We start from the raw sequence: 18,612 nt of genomic DNA, 5'->3' as shown, positions 1-18,612 counted from the left end.
GTTACTTGGTACGACGACGCACGATGAACTGCTGCGTGCGCTTGTTGTTACGGGTCTTGTAACCCTTGGCCGGCGTGCCCCACGGGCTGACCGGATGACGACCGCCGGAGGTCTTGCCTTCACCACCACCGTGCGGATGGTCGACCGGGTTCATCACCACACCGCGAACGGTCGGGCGAATACCCAGCCAGCGCTTCGCGCCAGCCTTGCCGAGCTTCTTCAGGCTGTGCTCGCCGTTGCCGACTTCACCAATGGTGGCGCGGCAATCGACCGAGACGCGACGCATTTCGCCGGAGCGAAGACGCAGCGTGGCATAACCAGACTCACGGGCAACCAGCTGCACCGAGGCGCCGGCACTGCGCGCAATCTGCGCGCCCTTGCCGGGACGCAGTTCGATGCAGTGAATGGTGCTACCCATCGGGATGTTGCGCAGCTGCAGGCAGTTGCCAGCCTTGATCGGCGCATCACGACCCGACACCAGACGGTCATCCACCTGCACGCCCTTCGGCGCGATGATGTAACGACGCTCGCCATCGGCGTAGCACAGCAACGCGATGTGCGCGGTGCGGTTCGGATCGTATTCGATACGCTCGACGCGGGCGGCAATGCCTTCCTTGTCGCGCTTGAAATCGATGATGCGGTAATGCTGCTTGTGACCGCCGCCGCGATGACGCACGGTGATGCGACCGTGGTGGTTGCGGCCGCCAGTGCGGGACTGCGACTCGGTCAACGCCGCGTACGGCGCGCCCTTGTACAGCCCTTCCGTCTTGACGCTGACTGCGTCGCGACGACCCGGCGAGGTCGGCTTGTGGTGAATTAGTGCCATTTCAAAGAACTCCTGGCTCAGGCCTTGGCGGCGACGTCGATGGTCTGGCCATCGGCAAGACGCACGTAGGCCTTACGCTTGCCCTGGCGGCTGCCAGCGCGTTGACGAAAGGCTTTGACCTTGCCCTTGGTGTTGACGAGGTTGACCTGCTCGACCTTGACGTCGAACAAACCTTCCACGGCAGCACGGACATCGGCCTTGGTCGCCGTCGGGGCGACCACGAATACGTACTGATTGTGCTCGGCGAGACGCGCCGATTTCTCGGAAATATGCGGCGCGCGCAGCGTATCGAGAATGCGTTCGTTGTTCATGCCAGCCACTCCTGGACTTTCTTCACGGCGTCGACCGTCATCACCACATGGTCGGAACCGACCAGGCTGACCGGGTTCAGACCCATCACATCCAGCACGTGGATATAAGGGATGTTGCGGGCGGCCAGGAACACGGACTCGGAGGCATCTTCCGACACCAGCAGCACGCGACCGGACACTTCCAGCTCAGCCAGCTTGGCAACCATCGACGAGGTCTTCGGCGCTTCGATGCCGAAAGTCTCAACGACCTTCAGACGATCCTGACGAATCAGCTCGGAGAAGATCGAACGAATAGCGACACGGTAAGCCTTGCGGTTGACCTTCTGCTCGTAGCTGCGCGGCTTCGCCGCGAAGGTACGACCGCCACCGACGAAGATCGGAGCGCGATAGTCACCGTGGCGGGCACCGCCGCCCTTCTGCTTCTTGAACTTCTTGGTGGTGCCGGACATCTCGCCGCGTGAGAGCTGCGACTGCGTACCTGCACGACCGGCCGCCTGATAGGCGATCACGACTTGGTGGACCAGGGCCTTTTTGTACTCACCGCCGAACACTTCGTCCGACACGCTGAGCGGCTTGGCGCCAATAACATTGAGTTCCATGGCGTCTCTCCTCAACCCTTGGTCGTCGGCACGATGATGACGTCGCCACCGGTTGCACCCGGTACCGCGCCCTTCACCGCAATCAGGTGACGCTCGACGTCGACCTTGACCACTTCCAGACCCTGCTGCGTGCGATTCACCGCACCCATGTGGCCGGACATCTTTTTACCGGGGAAAACGCGACCCGGAGTCTGGCGCTGACCGATGGAACCCGGCGCGCGATGCGACAGCGAGTTACCGTGGGTCGCGTCACCCATCTTGAAGTTCCAGCGCTTGATCGTGCCCTGGAAACCCTTGCCTTTCGAAACGCCGGCAACGTCAACGATCTGGCCGACGGTGAACACGTCGTCAGCCTTGATCTCGGCGCCCACGGCGTACTTGCCAAGGTCATCGGCAGAAACGCGGAATTCCCACAAGCCACGACCCGGCTCAACCTTGGCCTTCGCGTAGTGGCCCTTCAGCGGCTGCGTCAACAGATTCGCGCGCTTGGTGCCAGCGGAAACCTGGACGGCGCTGTAGCCATCGTTATCGTCCGTCTTCAACTGGGTCACCCGGTTCGGCGTCGCTTCAATCAGCGTCACCGGAATCGAGCGGCCATCTTCAGTGAAGAGTCGGCTCATGCCGCATTTGCGGCCAACCAATCCGATACTCATATTCGTATCCTGTCTGTCGCTCAACCGAGCTTGATCTGAACATCGACGCCAGCGGCGAGATCAAGCTTCATGAGCGCGTCCACGGTTTTGTCGTTCGGGTCGACGATGTCGAGTACACGCTTGTGGGTACGAGTCTCGTACTGGTCGCGTGCATCCTTGTCGACGTGCGGCGACGTCAGAATGGTGTAACGCTCGATCTTGGTCGGGAGCGGAATCGGGCCGAGTACCGTGGCACCCGTGCGCTTAGCCGTCTCGACGATCTCGCTGGCCGAGCGGTCGATCAGTCGATGATCGTATGCCTTCAGCCGAATCCGAATCTTCTGGTTCGCCATAACCGTGTCCTGTTGTCTAAAGAACGTAATGTGAAACGAAACGGCTTCTCACCGCCCCGCACAACCTTTTGCCACTTGACCAAGTCGCGCATGTTTCGTGCGACTTCTTTGAAAAACACCAGGCGAGCATGGATCAGCTCGCCTGGTGCAATTCGAATCTCGCGCAAAAAGACGTATCAACAGGACTTCTCCTGCGATCACGTCAACTTGCGAGGGCCGATCCACGGCCAGCGAACTCGAAGCGCATCCTGCACCTCATTTCGCGGTGAGTTGATCAAAAACGCGATTGATCAACGAGTGAGCTGCCAAGTATACCGACTAATCTTCGATTAGTGAAGGGGTACGAAGCAATGTGATGCATCTCACTGCCTTGACGCCATCCGACCGTAGACCGGATCAACGACAAGGGTTATCCCGGCAGCAAGCTGCCGGGATAACAGAACTTACTTGATGACCTTCGCCACCACGCCGGCGCCGACGGTACGGCCACCTTCGCGAATGGCGAAACGCAGGCCTTCGTCCATCGCGATCGGGTGGATCAGGCTCACCACCATCTTCACGTTGTCGCCCGGCATCACCATCTCCACGCCTTCCGGCAACTGGCAGGCGCCGGTCACGTCGGTGGTGCGGAAGTAGAACTGCGGACGGTAGCCCTTGAAGAACGGCGTATGACGGCCACCCTCGTCCTTCGACAGCACATAGACCTCAGCCTCGAAGTCGGTATGCGGGGTGATCGTGCCCGGCTTGGCCAACACCTGGCCGCGCTCGACGTCGTCACGCTTCAGGCCGCGCAGCAGCAGACCGGCGTTGTCGCCCGCCTGACCCTGATCCAGCAGCTTGCGGAACATTTCCACGCCGGTGACGGTGGTCTTCTGCGTGTCGCGGATACCGACCACTTCGATTTCGTCGCCGACCTTGATGATGCCGCGCTCGATACGACCGGTCACCACGGTGCCGCGGCCGGAGATCGAGAACACGTCTTCCACCGGCATCAGGAACGGGCGGTCAATCACGCGCACCGGCTCCGGGATGTAGCTGTCCAGCGCATCGACCAGCTTGATGATCGACGGCACGCCAATCTCGCTCTGGTCGCCTTCCAGCGCCAGCTTGGCCGAACCGTGGATCATCGGGGTGTCGTCGCCCGGGAAGTCGTACTTGGAAAGCAGCTCGCGCACTTCCATCTCGACCAGCTCAAGCAGCTCGGCGTCATCGACCATGTCTGCCTTGTTCAGGTAGACCACGATGAACGGCACGCCAACCTGACGCGACAGCAGGATGTGCTCGCGGGTCTGCGGCATCGGGCCGTCTGCGGCCGAGCACACCAGGATCGCGCCGTCCATCTGCGCCGCACCGGTGATCATGTTCTTCACATAGTCAGCATGGCCCGGGCAGTCGACGTGCGCGTAGTGGCGCTTCGGCGACTCGTATTCCACGTGAGCGGTCGAGATCGTGATGCCGCGCGCCTTCTCTTCCGGCGCCGCGTCGATCGCGCTGTAGTCCTTGAACTCGCCACCGAAACGTTCTGCACCGACCTTCGTCAGCGCTGCCGTCAGCGTCGTCTTGCCGTGATCCACGTGACCAATCGTGCCGACGTTGACGTGCGGCTTGGTGCGTTCGAATTTACCCTTTGCCATGACCCATACCTCTAGAGAACTTGAATTTGATAATGCGTCCACGAGGGGCGCCGTTGGAGACGGCAGCCAACAACAGCCGCGTCTTGATCCTTGCTGCCGCGATCAAAAAGATCGCACGGCTTACGCCTTCTTCATCACCTGCTCGGCGACGTTGGTCGGCGCTTCGGCATAGTGATCGAATTCCATCGTGAAGGTGGCCCGGCCCTGCGTCAGCGAACGAATCGTGGTCGCATAACCGAACATTTCACCCAGCGGAACCTCGGCATTGATGGTCTTGCCCGAGGGCGTATCTTCCTGGCCGGTGAGCATGCCACGACGCTTGCTGATGTCGCCCATCACGTCGCCCATGTAATCCTCAGGCGTCACGATTTCAACCTTCATGATCGGTTCCAGCAACACCGGACTGGCTTTCGCGAAGCCCTGCTTGAACGCCATCGACGCAGCCAGCTTGAACGCCATTTCCGACGAATCGACGTCATGGTAGGAACCGAAGACCAACTTGGCCTTGACGTTCACCACCGGGAAGCCGGCCAGCGGACCACTGGTGATCGTCTCGCGCAAACCCTTCTCGATTGAAGGAATGAATTCCTTCGGAATCACGCCACCAGTGATGTCGTTGATGAACAGGAAGTCGTCCTTGATGCCAGCCGCGATCTTCTCGTCAGCCCGATCGGCAGCACTGATTGGCGACATCTCGATCACCACGTGACCGTACTGACCCTTGCCGCCCGACTGCTTGGCGTGCTTGTAATCCGACTTGACGTCGCTGGTGCGGATCGTCTCGCGGTAAGCCACCTGCGGCTTGCCGACGTTCGCCTCGACATTGAATTCGCGGCGCATGCGATCGACCAGAATATCCAGATGCAACTCGCCCATGCCGGAGATGATGGTCTGACCCGACTCTTCATCCGTACGCACGCGGAACGACGGATCTTCTGCAGCCAGACGACCCAACGCAATACCCATCTTTTCCTGGTCGGACTTGGTCTTCGGCTCGACCGCCATCGAAATCACTGGCTCCGGGAAAACCATGCGCTCAAGCGTGATGATGTGTTCCTGCGAGCACAAGGTGTCGCCGGTCGTCACATCCTTCAAGCCAACGGCGGCGGCGATATCGCCAGCGCACACTTCCTTCAACTCGTGCCGCTCGTTCGCGTGCATCTGCAGGATACGACCGACGCGCTCTTTCTTGCTCTTGACCGGGTTGTACACCGCATCGCCGGAATTCAACGTGCCCGAATAGACACGGAAGAAGGTCAGCGAACCCACGAACGGGTCAGTCATGATCTTGAATGCCAACGCCGAGAACGGAGCCTTGTCGTCCGCAGGACGACTAGCTTCCTTTTCGTCTTCGTCGATGCCGGCAACCGGCGGACGATCCGAAGGCGACGGCAGCAGCTGCACAACGGCGTCGAGCATCGCCTGCACGCCCTTGTTCTTGAACGCCGTGCCGCAGAACATCGGGATGATTTCGTTGGCGAGGGTGCGTTGACGCAGACCAGCGATGATTTCCGCCTCGGTCAGGTCACCCTCTTCCAGATACTTGTTCATCAGCTCTTCGGTGGCTTCCGCCGCCGACTCAACCATGAACGCGTGAGCTTCGGCAGCCTCATCGGCAAGCTCAGCCGGAATCTCGCGATATTCAAACTTCATGCCCTGGGATTCCATGTCCCAGATGATCGCCTTCATCTTCAGCAGATCAACCACGCCCTCGAAGCCGTCCTCGGCGCCAATCGGCACCTGCATCGGCACGGCGTTGCCGCCCAGACGGGACTTCAGCTGGCCAACCACCTTGTTGAAGTTGGCGCCGGTGCGATCCATCTTGTTGACGAACGCAAGACGCGGCACCTTGTACTTGTTGGCCTGACGCCACACGGTTTCGGACTGCGGCTGCACGCCACCGACCGCACACAACACGAACACCGCACCATCAAGCACGCGCAGCGAACGCTCGACTTCGATGGTGAAGTCGACGTGTCCGGGGGTATCAATGATGTTGAAGCGATGCTGCTCCATGGAGCCATCCATACCCTTCCAGAACGCCGTCGTTGCCGCCGACGTAATGGTGATACCGCGCTCCTGCTCCTGCTCCATCCAGTCCATCGTGGCCGCACCATCGTGCACTTCGCCAATCTTGTGGCTGACGCCGGTATAGAACAGGATGCGCTCGGTCGTGGTGGTCTTGCCAGCATCGATGTGCGCCATGATGCCAAAATTGCGGTAGCGCGCGATGGGAGTGGTACGTGCCATGGATATCTCTACCTGTATCGGGCGATCCAGCCCAGGATTCACGCAGCCGTCCGGGCTGCAGCTTGTATGAAAAGTCCGGCATGAGCGCCGGATCTTCTTTCACCGTCAAGGTCGAGGCACGAGCGCCTACGACCAGCCCGCACCGCCACTGAAGACGGCGCGGACGACGCACTTACCAGCGGTAGTGCGAGAAGGCCTTGTTGGCCTCGGCCATGCGGTGTGTTTCTTCGCGCTTCTTGGCAGCGCCGCCGCGGCTCTCGGAGGCCTCCAGCAACTCGGCAGCCAGCTTGCGCGGCATCGAGGTCTCGCCGCGCTTGCGCGCCGCGTCGATCACCCAACGCATCGCCAACGCCATGCGGCGACCTGGACGCACTTCAACCGGCACCTGATAGGTGGCACCGCCGACGCGACGGGACTTTACTTCGACCGCCGGAGCGATGTTGTTCAGTGCCTTCTCGACCAGAGCCACCGGCTCGGCATTCTTTTCGCCGATGTGCTGCAAGGCACCGTAGACGATGCTTTCAGCAACCGACTTCTTGCCGCTCTTCATCACCATGTTGATGAATCGAGCGATCAGCTGGCTACCGTGCTTGGGATCCGGCAGAACCAGACGGGCGGGATGTGAACCTTTACGCGACATGTTTGTTGTCCGTTATTTTCGCGGACATTCCTGCCCGCCTGTAAAGCGGCCAGCGAGGGCCGCGCGACATTACTTCTTCGGGCGCTTGGCGCCGTACTTCGAACGTGACTGACGGCGCTTGGTCACACCGGCGCAGTCGAGGCTGCCGCGCACGGTGTGGTAACGCACACCGGGCAGGTCCTTGACGCGACCGCCACGGATCAGCACCACCGAATGCTCTTGCAGGTTGTGACCTTCGCCACCGATGTAGCTGATGACCTCGAAACCATTCGTCAGGCGCACCTTGGCAACCTTGCGCAGGGCCGAGTTCGGCTTTTTCGGGGTGGTCGTGTACACGCGGGTGCAGACACCACGACGCTGCGGGCTGGACTGCAGGGCCGGCGACCCGCTCTTGTAGGTCTTGGGGCTGCGCGATTTGCGCACCAACTGATTGACTGTCGTCATGCGTAGCTGTTCCTGAAAACATAAAGGCAGCCCGATCAAGCTCGGTCTGCCAAGAAGCGGGAATTTAACATGAGCAGCTTGCCATAGGCAAGCCAACGCTCAGCCGTCCTGGACCCGAACACGAGGTGCGTCCTTGCACCTCATTTCGTATGTCAGCGAGCAATACCCTGAACGGGCTTACTCGACACCGTTTTCACTACCGACCAGAGCTTCGGAGAACGAAGCTGCAGGCGTGGAACTGGAGAGAGTTTCCAGATCCGAAGCGGACAAACCGCCCTGGCGACGACGCGATGCGTGGTACGCCAAGCCTGTACCTGCCGGAATTAGACGGCCGACAATAACATTTTCCTTCAAGCCGCGCAAGGTGTCGCGCGTACCACGAACCGCCGCCTCGGTAAGGACGCGAGTGGTTTCCTGGAACGAGGCTGCCGAGATGAACGACTCGGTGGCCAGCGACGCCTTGGTGATGCCCAGCAGGATCGACTGATACTCGGCCGGTCGCTCGCCCTTGGCTTCTGCACGCGCGTTTTCACCATTGATCCGCACGCGTTCAATCTGCTCGCCGCGCAGGTAATGACTGTCACCCGGCTCAACGATCTCGACCTTGCGCAACATCTGGCGAATGATCGCTTCGATGTGCTTGTCGTTGATCTTCACGCCCTGCAGGCGATAGACGTCCTGAATTTCCTTGACCAGATAGGAAGCCAGCGGCTCCACACCCAGCAGGCGCAGGATGTCATGCGGGCTCGGCTCGCCGTCGACGACGGTTTCGCCCTTCTCGACATGTTCGCCTTCGAACACGATGACCTGACGCCACTTCGGAATCAGCTCTTCGTGCTCGTTGCCGTCGACGTCCTTGATCACCAGGCGCTGCTTGCCCTTGGTGTCCTTGCCGAAGCTGATGATGCCCGAACGCTCGGCGAGGATCGCCGGCTCTTTCGGCTTGCGTGCTTCAAACAAGTCGGCCACGCGCGGCAGACCACCGGTGATGTCGCGGGTCTTCGACGATTCCTGCGGGATACGGGCAACCACGTCGCCCACGCCCACTTCGGCACCGTTCTGGATCGACACGATCGCACCGGCCGGCAGGAAGTACTGCGCGGCAATGTCGGTACCCGGCAGCTTCAGTTCGCGACCCTTGGCATCTTCCAGACGCACGATCGGGCGCAGGTCCTTCGCCTGTGCACCGCGGCGCTTCGGATCGGTGACCACCGCCGACTCCAGACCGGTCAGTTCGTCGGTCTGGCTCTGCACGGTGACGCCATCGAGGAAGTCGATGAAGCGCACCACACCGGCCACTTCAGTGACGATCGGATGGGTATGCGGGTCCCAGTTGGCCACGGTCTGGCCCGGCTTGACCGGCGCACCATCCTTGACCGCAATGGTGGCACCGTACGGCACCTTGTAGCGCTCGCGCTCGCGGCCGCTGGCGTCGATCACGCTCAGTTCGCCGGAACGTGACACCGCAACCATGTGGCCCGCCTTGTGCTGCACCGACTTCAGGTTGTTGTACTTCAGTGCGCCGGTGGTCTTCACCGTCACGTTGTCCACCGCAGCAGCACGCGAAGCGGCACCACCGATATGGAACGTACGCATGGTCAGCTGGGTACCCGGCTCACCGATCGACTGCGCGGCAACCACACCGACAGCCTCACCCATGTTGACCAGATGACCACGCGCCAGATCGCGACCGTAGCAGAGCTTGCACACGCCATGTTCGGCTTCGCAGGTAATCGGCGAACGCACCTTGATCAGCTGCACGCCAGCCTTGTCGAGCTTCTCGACCAGCGCCTCGTTGAGCAGCGTATCGCGAGTGACAATGGCCTGATCGTCGTCGCCAGGGGCGTAGACGTCTTCCACCACCACGCGACCGAGCACGCGCTCACGCAACGGCTCGACCACATCGCCACCTTCGACGATCGGCTGCATCATGACGCCGTTTTCGGTACCGCAGTCGTCCATCGTGATGACCACGTCCTGCGCCACGTCGACCAGGCGACGGGTCAGGTAACCGGAGTTGGCAGTCTTCAATGCGGTATCGGCCAGGCCCTTACGAGCACCGTGGGTCGAGTTGAAGTACTGCAGCACGTTCAGGCCTTCGCGGAAGTTGGCCTTGATCGGGGTCTCGATGATCGAGCCGTCCGGACGTGCCATCAAGCCACGCATACCGGCCAGCTGACGAATCTGCGCCACGGAACCACGCGCGCCGGAGTCCGCCATGATGTACAGCGAATTCATCGACTTCTGATTGACCATCTTGCCGTCGGCATCTTTCACCTTCTCGGTGCCGATGCCGTCAATCATCGCCTTGGCCACCAGCTCGCTGGTACGCGACCAGATGTCGACCACCTTGTTGTAGCGCTCACCGGCGGTGACCAGACCTGACTGATACTGCTGCTGGATCTCGACGACTTCCTTCTCGGCTTCTTCCAGAATCGGCTTCTTCTCATCCGGAATCAGCATGTCGTCGATACCGATCGAGATACCCGAACGGGTCGCATAGCGATAGCCGGCGTACATCAGCTGATCGGCGAAGACGACCGTGTCCTTCAAACCCAGCAGACGATAGCTGGAGTTGATCAGACGCGAGATGTTCTTCTTGGTCAGCTCGGTGTTGGCGAGCTCGAACGGGAGGCCCTCGGGCAGGATCTCGGCCAGCAGGGCGCGACCGACGGTCGTGTCGACAATCTTGGTCTCGTTGGTGCGCGTGCCGTCTTCGGCGATGTGCACCAGCTTCATGCGCACCTTGACCTTGGCGTGCAATTCCACCGCACGATTGTCATACGCGCGACGCGCTTCACCAATGCCGGAGAACACCATGCCGGTGCCCTTGACGTTGATCAGTTCGCGGGTCAGGTAATACAAACCCAGCACCACGTCCTGTGTCGGCACGATGATCGGCTCGCCGTTCGCCGGCGACAGGATGTTGTTGGTCGACATCATCAAGGTACGCGCTTCCAGCTGCGCCTCGATCGACAGCGGCACATGGACGGCCATCTGGTCACCGTCGAAGTCGGCGTTGAATGCCGTACACACGAGCGGATGCAGCTGGATCGCCTTGCCTTCGATCAGCTTCGGCTCGAACGCCTGGATGCCGAGGCGATGCAGGGTCGGCGCACGATTGAGCATGACCGGATGTTCGCGGATCACTTCTTCGAGGATGTCCCAGACCTGGGCCTCCTCGCGCTCGACCAGCTTCTTCGCCGCCTTGATGGTGGTGGCTTCGCCACGCGCCTGCAGCTTGGCGAAGATGAACGGCTTGAACAACTCAAGCGCCATCTTCTTGGGCAGACCGCACTGGTGCAGACGCAGGGTCGGGCCGACCACGATCACCGAACGACCGGAGTAGTCCACACGCTTGCCGAGCAGGTTCTGGCGGAAGCGGCCCTGCTTGCCCTTGATCATGTCGGCAAGCGACTTCAGCGCGCGCTTGTTGGTGCCGGTGATGGCACGGCCGCGGCGACCGTTGTCGAGCAGCGCATCGACCGATTCCTGCAGCATGCGCTTTTCGTTGCGCACGATGATGTCCGGCGCATTGAGTTCAAGCAGACGCTTCAGGCGGTTGTTGCGGTTGATCACGCGACGATACAGATCGTTCAGATCGGAGGTCGCAAAGCGGCCACCGTCCAGCGGCACCAGCGGACGCAGGTCCGGCGGCAGCACGGGCAGCACGGTCAGCACCATCCATTCCGGCTTGTTGCCGGATTCCAGGAACGCCTCGATCAGCTTTACGCGCTTGGTCAGCCGCTTCAGCTTGGTCTCGGAATTGGTGGAGGTGATCTCTTCCTTCAGGCGGATGACTTCGCCCGGCAGGTCGAGCGACTTCAGCAGGTGGAACACCGCCTCGGCACCCATGCGGGCGTCGAACTCGTCACCGTGTTCTTCGGTCGCTTCCAGGTACTGGTCTTCGCTGAGCAACTGACCGCGCTCCAGCGCCGTCATGCCCGGATCGATCACCACGAAGGCCTCGAAGTACAGGATGCGCTCGATGTCGCGCAGGGTCATGTCCAGCATCAGGCCGATGCGCGAGGGCAGCGACTTGAGGAACCAGATATGCGCGGTCGGGCTGGCCAGCTCGATGTGGCCCATGCGCTCGCGGCGCACCTTGGCCAGCGTCACTTCCGTGCCGCACTTCTCGCACACGACGCCACGATGCTTCATGCGCTTGTACTTGCCGCACAGGCACTCATAGTCCTTCACCGGTCCGAAGATCGCGGCGCAGAACAAGCCGTCACGTTCCGGCTTGAAGGTGCGGTAGTTGATGGTTTCCGGCTTCTTCACTTCGCCGAACGACCACGAGCGGATCAGCTCGGGTGACGCCAACGCGATCTTGATCGCGTCGAAGTCCGGCGTGGCGCGCTGTTGGTTGAACAGATTGAGCAGGTCTTTCATTTGAATCTCCGGTCGGAGCAAATACTTGGGTCGAGGTCCACGTTACGAGCAAGTCAGGCTTGCGAGGCCAGAAAGGGAAAGTCAGGAGTTGCACATCCTGACTTCCACCTCCCTGCTCCCGTTTATCCCTTGACCTCTTCCAGATCGATGTTGATGGCGAGCGAGCGGATTTCCTTCACCAGCACGTTGAAGGACTCCGGCATGCCTGCCGTCATCTCGTGGTTGCCGTCGACGATGTTCTTGTACATCTGGTTGCGACCCTGCACGTCGTCGGACTTCACCGTCAGCATTTCCTGCAGTGTGTACGCCGCGCCGTAGGCTTCCAGCGCCCAGACTTCCATTTCGCCGAAGCGTTGACCACCGAACTGCGCCTTGCCGCCCAGCGGCTGCTGAGTGACCAGCGAGTACGGACCGGTGGAGCGCGCATGCATCTTGTCGTCAACCAGGTGGTTGAGCTTCAGGTAATGCATGTAGCCCACGGTGACCGGGCGATCGAACGCTTCGCCGGTGCGGCCATCGAACAGCGTGGTCTGACCGGATTCCGGCAGGTCCGCCAGCTTCAGCATCGCCTTGATCTCGGTTTCTTCGGCACCGTCGAACACCGGCGTCGCCATCGGCACGCCTTCCTGCAGATTGGTGGCGAGTGTGAAGATCTCCTTGTCGGTGAGCGACTTCAGATCGACGTACTGCACGGCACCGGCCACATGGGTGTTGTAGATCTGGTCGAGGAACTTGCGAATCTCGCCGACCTTCTCCTGCGCTTCAAGCATCTTCTGGATCTTCTTGCCCAGGCCCTTCGCGGCCCAGCCCAGATGGACTTCCAGAATCTGCCCGATGTTCATGCGCGACGGCACGCCCAGCGGGTTCAACACGATGTCGACCGGCACGCCATCAGCAGAGTACGGCATGTCTTCCACCGGCACCACGTTCGACACCACGCCCTTGTTGCCGTGGCGACCAGCCATCTTGTCGCCTGGCTGGATGCGACGCTTCACGGCCAGGAATACCTTGACCATCTTCAGCACGCCCGGTGCGAGGTCGTCGCCCTGGGTGATCTTGCCCTGCTTTTCCTTGAAGCGCTTGTCGAACTCTTCCTTGTGACGCTTGATCTGATCGGCCGCACGCTCGAGGAACTCGGTGACGTCCTCTTCCTTGACGTTGATCTTGAACCAGTCGTCCTTCTTCAGCCCGTCGAGGTAGGCGTCGGTGATCTCGGTGCCACGCTTCAGACCACCCGGGCCGCTCATCGCGGACTTGCCGAGCAACTGGGTGCGCATGCGGCTGTAGATCGCGCCTTCGAGAATACGGAACTGGTCGTCCAGATCCTTGCGGACCCGCTTGACCTCGGTTTCCTCGATCTGCTTGGCGCGCTTGTCCTTCTCGATGCCGTCGCGGGTAAAGACCTGCACGTCGATAACGGTGCCATCCATGCCCGGCGGCACGCGCAAGGACGAGTCCTTCACGTCAGAAGCCTTCTCGCCAAAGATCGCGCGCAGCAGCTTCTCTTCCGGGGTCAGCTGGCTCTCGCCCTTCGGCGTGACCTTGCCGACCATGATGTCGCCCGCCTTCACTTCCGCACCGATATACACGATGCCGGATTCGTCCAGACGCGCCAGCGCCTGCTCGCCCACGTTCGGGATGTCGGCGGTGATTTCCTCGGCACCCAGCTTGGTGTCACGCGCGATGCACGACAGCTCCTCGATGTGGATCGAGGTGTAGCGGTCTTCCTGCACGACGCGCTCGGAGAGCAGGATCGAGTCTTCGAAGTTGTAACCGTTCCACGGCATGAACGCGATCAGCATGTTCTGGCCGAGCGCAAGCTCGCCCAGATCGGTCGACGAACCATCGGCCAACGTGTCGCCCACGGCCACCACGTCACCCACATTCACCAGCGGACGCTGGTTGAGGTTGGTGTTCTGATTGGAGCGGGTGTACTTGGTCAGCGTGTAGATATCGACGCCGGCATCGTTGTCGCCCACTTCGTCTTCATTGACGCGCACCACGATACGGGCCGCATCGACCTGGTCGATCACGCCGCCGCGCTTGGCGGAAACGATAACGCCGGAGTCACGCGCCACGGCGCGCTCGATACCGGTACCCACCAGCGGGGTCTGCGAACGCAAGGTCGGCACGGCCTGACGCTGCATGTTCGCGCCCATCAGAGCGCGGTTGGCATCGTCGTGTTCCAGGAACGGAACCAATGCCGCCGCGACCGACACGGTCTGCATCGGCGAGACGTCCATGTAATCCACTTCGGACGCCGGACGCAGCTCGGATTCACCGCGGAAGCGGCAGGACACGAAGTCCTCGATGAACGAGCCGTGCTTGTCCAGCGGCGAGTTCGCCTGCGCGATCACGTGATCGCCTTCCTCAATTGCCGACAGGTAGTCGACCGTATCAGTGACCTTGCCGCCGGCCACCTTGCGGTACGGCGTCTCGAGGAATCCGTACGAGTTGGTGCGGGCGTACACAGCCAGCGAGTTGATCAGGCCGATGTTCGGGCCTTCCGGTGTTTCGATGGTGCAGACACGACCGTAATGCGTCGGATGCACGTCGCGCACTTCGAAGCCGGCACGCTCACGCGTCAAACCGCCTGGTCCAAGAGCCGACACGCGGCGCTTGTGGGTCACTTCCGACAGCGGATTATTTTGATCCATGAACTGGGACAGCTGCGAGGAGCCAAAGAACTCCTTCACTGCCGCTGCCACCGGCTTGGCGTTGATCAGGTCCTGCGGGGTCAGGCCATCGGCCTCGGCCAACGACAGACGCTCGCGCACCGCACGTTCCACGCGGACCAGGCCGATGCGGAAAGTGTTTTCGGCCATTTCGCCGACCGAACGCACGCGACGGTTGCCCAGATGGTCGATGTCGTCGACGGTGCCATGACCGTTCTTGATGTCGATCAGCACTTTCAGCACGTCGAGGATGTCGGAGGTTTCACCCTGCTCGGCAACCAGACGCTGCGACTCTTCTTCCTTGCGCTCACTGAAGAACTTGTGGTCGTACAGCACGCCCGGGCCAAGAATTTCCTTGCGACCCACGCGGCGGTTGAACTTCATCCGACCCACGCCCGAGAGGTCGTAGCGATCGAAGGTGAAGAACAGATTGAAGAACAGGTTCTGCGCGGCATCCTTGGTCGGCGGCTCGCCCGGACGCATCATGCGATAGATTTCCACCAACGCCTCCAGCGGCGTCTTGGTGTTGTCGATGCGCAAGGTGTGCGAGATGTAGGCGCCACGGTCCAGGTCGTTGACGTACAGCGTCGGCACGGTTTCGATGCCGGCCTTGCGGAACGCTTCCATCTGCTCGGCCGTAATCTCGTCGTTGGCCGAAGCCAACAATTCACCCGTGCTGGAATCGACAATGTCGGTAGCCACGATGCGACCGACCGGGTAGTCATCCGGCACTTCCAGCGCGGTGATGTTTTCCGCAGCCAGCTGACGCACATGACGTGCGGTGATGCGCTTGCCCGCCTCCACCAACACCTTGCCGCCAATGGCCAGATCGAAACTCAGCGTCTCGCCGCGCAAACGCTCGGCAACCAGCTCCAGCGTCGTCGTACCCTTCTTGCCCAGGTGGAACACGTTGTGCTCGAAGAACGTAGCCAGCATTTCTTCATTGTTGTAGCCGAGCGCGCGCAGCAACACGGTCACCGGCAACTTGCGGCGACGGTCGATACGCGTAAACAACGCGTCCTTCGGGTCAAACTCGAAGTCCAGCCAGGAGCCGCGGTAAGGGATCACGCGAGCCGAGAACAACAGCTTGCCCGAGCTGTGCGTCTTGCCGCGGTCGTGGTCGAAGAACACGCCCGGCGAACGATGCAGCTGCGAGACGATCACGCGCTCGGTGCCGTTGATGATGAAGGTGCCAGTGTCCGTCATGAGCGGAATTTCGCCCATGTAGACTTCCTGCTCCTTGATGTACTTGACCACCTTCTTCGAAGCCGGACTGTCCTTGTCATAAATGACCAGGCGCACGGTGGTACGCAGCGGCGCACCGTAGGTCATGCCGCGATTGCGGCACTCACGCTCGTCAAACGCCGGCTCGCCGAGGCGGTAGTCGACGTATTCGAGTGCAGCGTTGCCCGAATAGCTGGAGATCGGGAACACCGACTTCAACGCGGCATGCAGACCCTTCTCGCCGCGCTGTTTTGGCGCGACATGCTCCTGCAGGAACTCCCGGTAGGAATCAGTCTGGATGGTCAGCAGGTTTGGCACGCCCAGTACGGGCGGACGCTTGCCAAAATCCTTGCGGATGCGTTTCTTCTCGGTAAACGAGTAGGCCATGATCGGTAGCGCCTCGGTTCGCAGTGACGCCGGTGGTGCACACACCGGCTAAAGGAAAAAAATTTGTCTTTACCGGACAGCCAAACCATCCGGTTGAGGATGCGGGAATCGAGAATCGGGAATCATTGCAGCGATTCGCTATTCTCCATGCCCCTTCCCCGCTCAACGGGCAAAGCCCGGGAGCTTTCGCTCCCAGGCTTGCTTGACATCAAGTCGAAGCGGCGGCGTGCAAACGCCGATTACTTCAATTCGACGGTGGCGCCAGCAGCTTCGAGGTCCTTCTTGAACTTCTCGGCATCTTCCTTCGACACGGCTTCCTTCAGGACGCCGCCGGCCTCGGTGAGGTCCTTGGCTTCCTTCAGGCCCAGGCCGGTGATCGCGCGGACAGCCTTGATCACGTCAACCTTCTTGGCGCCGGCGTTCTTCAGGATCACGTCGAACTCGGTCTGCGCTTCAGCAGCCGGGGCAGCAGCAGCCGGGCCGGCAACAGCAACCGGAGCGGCGGCGGTCACGCCAAACTTTTCTTCGATGGCCTTCACCAGGTCCATCACTTCCATCAGCGACTTGGCGGCGACGGCTTCAACGATCTGTTCGTTGGTCAGGGACATTGCATTTACCTCTGGAAATAGATTCGGATTGATAGACGATGAACTTAGGCGGGTTCGGCTTCAGCGGGGACTTCGGCAGCGACTTCGCCACCACCCTGCTGATCGGCAACAGCCTTGACGACGCGCGCAAACATGGTGGCCGGTTCGGCCAGCACGCGGGCCAGCATGGCCAGCGCCTGTTCACGGGTCGGCAACGCAGCCAGCACGTCGACGTGTGACGCCGGCAGCAGCTTGCCTTCCACCGAGACGAGCTTCGCCTTCAGCTTGTCGTTGCCCTTGGCAAATTCCTGGATCAGACGCCCGGCAGCACCGGGTTCTTCCGTCGAGAATGCGTACAGCAGCGGACCGACGAGAACGTCCTTGACGACCTCGAATTCGGTACCGGCCACGGCGCGCGACGCCAGCGTGTTCTTGACAACTCGCAAGTACACACCGGATTCACGAGCCTTTTTGCGCATCGCGGTCATCTGAGCGACCGTGGTGCCCGCATACTCGGCAGCGACCAGGGAGTGAGCCTTCGAAGCAACGTCTGCCAGTTCGGCGACTACTTCTTTCTTCTGTGACAGATTGAGAGCCATTGCACTCCTCCAAATGAACTCCGCTCACGGCTCCTGCCGCTTGCGGTCCTGGGCGACGCCATCCTTGACGTCGGGGACACTGCGGTGTCCCGGGTGTTGGCCTTTCCAGAAGTCAAACAATTCCAGATCGGGCAGCACCATCTGCGCGGGCCGGATTCGTGAGAACCCGATTAAGCAATCTCGTTGGCCACGCCGGCGATTCCCTGCCAGTACCGAGCTCCCTGCCCGTCGTCGTCGCGCGTTGACTGCGCCTGCGGTCTTTGACAGCCGTTCCGGGTCTTGAACAAAGCCCCGGAACTGCCCTCAAAAACTTGCTCTGACCGGTATTTGGCCGATCAGAGACTTGAGTCTTACTTCGCGGACAAGGTCAGCGACGAGGTATCGACGGCTACGCCGACGCCCATCGTGCTGGACAGCGCCACTTTCTGCAGGAACACGCCCTTCGCCGAAGACGGCTTGGCCTTGATCACGTCAGCGATCAGCGTGTTCAGGTTATCTGCCAGCTGCGCCGGATCGAAGCTCGCCTTGCCGATGGTGGCGTGGATGATGCCCGCCTTGTCGTTGCGGAACTTCACCTGGCCGGCCTTGGCGTTGATCACGGCGGTGGCGACGTCGGCGGTGACCGAGCCATCCTTCGGGTTCGGCATCAAGCCACGCGGGCCAAGCAGCTGACCCAGCTTGCCGACGACGCGCATCGCGTCGGGCGTGGCGATCACGCGACCGAAGTCGAGATCACCAGCCTGCATGCGCTCGGCCAGGTCGTCCATGCCGACGGCGTCAGCACCGGCGGCCTTGGCGGCCTCGGCCTTCTCACCCGGCGGACAGAACACCGCAACCTTGACGGTCTTGCCGGTGCCGTGCGGCAACAGCGAGGAGCCGCGCACGCCCTGATCCGACTTCTTCGCGTCGATACCCAGACGCACAGCCACGTCCACCGATTCGGCAAACTTAGCCTTGGCGTTGTCCTTGACGATCTTCAGTGCCTCTTCCAGGCCATAGAACTTGCCCGGCTGCACTGCGGCCTGAGCCGCCTTCATACGCTTCGTGAGCTTTGCCATG

The 18,612-nt window shown here is 61.1% G+C and carries 14 protein-coding genes; all 14 read right to left on the bottom strand.

Going from position 1 to position 18,612, the window contains the following annotated elements:
* Position 1: 1 nt before the first annotated feature.
* The 14 genes from rplB to rplA all read right to left on the bottom strand — a co-directional run bounded on the left by rplB (position 2) and on the right by rplA (position 18,611).
* Entirely contained in the window at positions 2-826 is an 825-nt protein-coding gene (rplB, locus tag PY254_RS07000) for a 50S ribosomal protein L2 (protein WP_281014747.1), read from the bottom strand.
* Positions 827-843: 17 nt separating this feature from the next.
* A complete protein-coding gene (rplW, locus tag PY254_RS06995; RefSeq protein ID WP_281014746.1) occupies positions 844-1,137 on the bottom strand; it encodes a 50S ribosomal protein L23 in 294 nt (97 codons plus the stop codon).
* Positions 1,134-1,736 carry a 50S ribosomal protein L4 gene (gene rplD / locus PY254_RS06990; RefSeq protein ID WP_281014745.1) on the bottom strand — a complete coding sequence of 201 codons (603 nt, stop codon included), beginning with the start codon at positions 1,734-1,736 and terminating at the stop codon, positions 1,134-1,136. The genes rplW and rplD overlap by 4 nt, the downstream gene beginning before the upstream one ends.
* Positions 1,737-1,747: 11 nt before the next feature.
* On the bottom strand, positions 1,748-2,389 hold the full coding sequence (gene rplC, locus PY254_RS06985; RefSeq protein ID WP_281014744.1) for a 50S ribosomal protein L3: 642 nt from the start codon (positions 2,387-2,389) through the stop codon (positions 1,748-1,750).
* 20 nt (positions 2,390-2,409) lie between these two features.
* A complete protein-coding gene (rpsJ, locus tag PY254_RS06980) occupies positions 2,410-2,721 on the bottom strand; it encodes a 30S ribosomal protein S10 (RefSeq protein ID WP_007082173.1) in 312 nt (103 codons plus the stop codon).
* 443 nt (positions 2,722-3,164) lie between these two features.
* A complete protein-coding gene (tuf, locus tag PY254_RS06975) occupies positions 3,165-4,355 on the bottom strand; it encodes an elongation factor Tu (protein ID WP_281014743.1) in 1,191 nt (396 codons plus the stop codon).
* Between the two features lie 120 nt (positions 4,356-4,475).
* Complete coding sequence (gene fusA, locus PY254_RS06970; RefSeq protein ID WP_281014742.1) at positions 4,476-6,605, bottom strand: elongation factor G; 2,130 nt, start codon at positions 6,603-6,605, stop codon at positions 4,476-4,478.
* A gap of 172 nt (positions 6,606-6,777) precedes the next feature.
* Entirely contained in the window at positions 6,778-7,245 is a 468-nt protein-coding gene (gene rpsG / locus PY254_RS06965) for a 30S ribosomal protein S7 (protein ID WP_007514548.1), read from the bottom strand.
* Positions 7,246-7,314: 69 nt separating this feature from the next.
* On the bottom strand, positions 7,315-7,689 hold the full coding sequence (gene rpsL / locus PY254_RS06960; RefSeq protein WP_007810190.1) for a 30S ribosomal protein S12: 375 nt from the start codon (positions 7,687-7,689) through the stop codon (positions 7,315-7,317).
* 177 nt (positions 7,690-7,866) lie between these two features.
* Positions 7,867-12,081: a DNA-directed RNA polymerase subunit beta' gene (gene rpoC / locus PY254_RS06955; protein WP_281014741.1), complete on the bottom strand. Its 4,215-nt coding sequence runs from the start codon at positions 12,079-12,081 to the stop codon at positions 7,867-7,869.
* A 122-nt stretch (positions 12,082-12,203) separates the two neighbouring features.
* Positions 12,204-16,370: a DNA-directed RNA polymerase subunit beta gene (gene rpoB / locus PY254_RS06950; RefSeq protein WP_281015177.1), complete on the bottom strand. Its 4,167-nt coding sequence runs from the start codon at positions 16,368-16,370 to the stop codon at positions 12,204-12,206.
* A 236-nt stretch (positions 16,371-16,606) separates the two neighbouring features.
* Complete coding sequence (gene rplL / locus PY254_RS06945; protein ID WP_281014740.1) at positions 16,607-16,975, bottom strand: 50S ribosomal protein L7/L12; 369 nt, start codon at positions 16,973-16,975, stop codon at positions 16,607-16,609.
* Positions 16,976-17,019: 44 nt separating this feature from the next.
* On the bottom strand, positions 17,020-17,553 hold the full coding sequence (rplJ, locus tag PY254_RS06940) for a 50S ribosomal protein L10 (RefSeq protein WP_281014739.1): 534 nt from the start codon (positions 17,551-17,553) through the stop codon (positions 17,020-17,022).
* 350 nt (positions 17,554-17,903) lie between these two features.
* Complete coding sequence (rplA, locus tag PY254_RS06935; RefSeq protein ID WP_281014738.1) at positions 17,904-18,611, bottom strand: 50S ribosomal protein L1; 708 nt, start codon at positions 18,609-18,611, stop codon at positions 17,904-17,906.
* Position 18,612 lies beyond the last annotated feature (1 nt).

Source organism: Rhodanobacter sp. AS-Z3, assembly GCF_029224025.1.
Classification (GTDB): domain Bacteria; phylum Pseudomonadota; class Gammaproteobacteria; order Xanthomonadales; family Rhodanobacteraceae; genus Rhodanobacter.
Note: the sequence above shows the minus strand (reverse complement) of the source record. Positions and strands in the feature narration are given on the sequence as shown.

Bases quoted from the DNA above. Each gene is read 5' to 3' on its own strand.
- rpsL (WP_007810190.1), bottom strand. From the start codon at position 7,689: ATGACGACAGTCAATCAGTTGGTGCGCAAATCGCGCAGCCCCAAGACC.
- rplC (WP_281014744.1), bottom strand. From the start codon at position 2,389: ATGAGTATCGGATTGGTTGGCCGCAAATGCGGCATGAGCCGACTCTTC.
- rpsJ (WP_007082173.1), bottom strand. From the start codon at position 2,721: ATGGCGAACCAGAAGATTCGGATTCGGCTGAAGGCATACGATCATCGA.
- rplJ (WP_281014739.1), bottom strand. From the start codon at position 17,553: ATGGCTCTCAATCTGTCACAGAAGAAAGAAGTAGTCGCCGAACTGGCA.
- rpoC (WP_281014741.1), bottom strand. From the start codon at position 12,081: ATGAAAGACCTGCTCAATCTGTTCAACCAACAGCGCGCCACGCCGGAC.
- rplB (WP_281014747.1), bottom strand. From the start codon at position 826: ATGGCACTAATTCACCACAAGCCGACCTCGCCGGGTCGTCGCGACGCA.
- rplA (WP_281014738.1), bottom strand. From the start codon at position 18,611: ATGGCAAAGCTCACGAAGCGTATGAAGGCGGCTCAGGCCGCAGTGCAG.
- fusA (WP_281014742.1), bottom strand. From the start codon at position 6,605: ATGGCACGTACCACTCCCATCGCGCGCTACCGCAATTTTGGCATCATG.
- tuf (WP_281014743.1), bottom strand. From the start codon at position 4,355: ATGGCAAAGGGTAAATTCGAACGCACCAAGCCGCACGTCAACGTCGGC.
- rplD (WP_281014745.1), bottom strand. From the start codon at position 1,736: ATGGAACTCAATGTTATTGGCGCCAAGCCGCTCAGCGTGTCGGACGAA.
- rplL (WP_281014740.1), bottom strand. From the start codon at position 16,975: ATGTCCCTGACCAACGAACAGATCGTTGAAGCCGTCGCCGCCAAGTCG.
- rpsG (WP_007514548.1), bottom strand. From the start codon at position 7,245: ATGTCGCGTAAAGGTTCACATCCCGCCCGTCTGGTTCTGCCGGATCCC.
- rplW (WP_281014746.1), bottom strand. From the start codon at position 1,137: ATGAACAACGAACGCATTCTCGATACGCTGCGCGCGCCGCATATTTCC.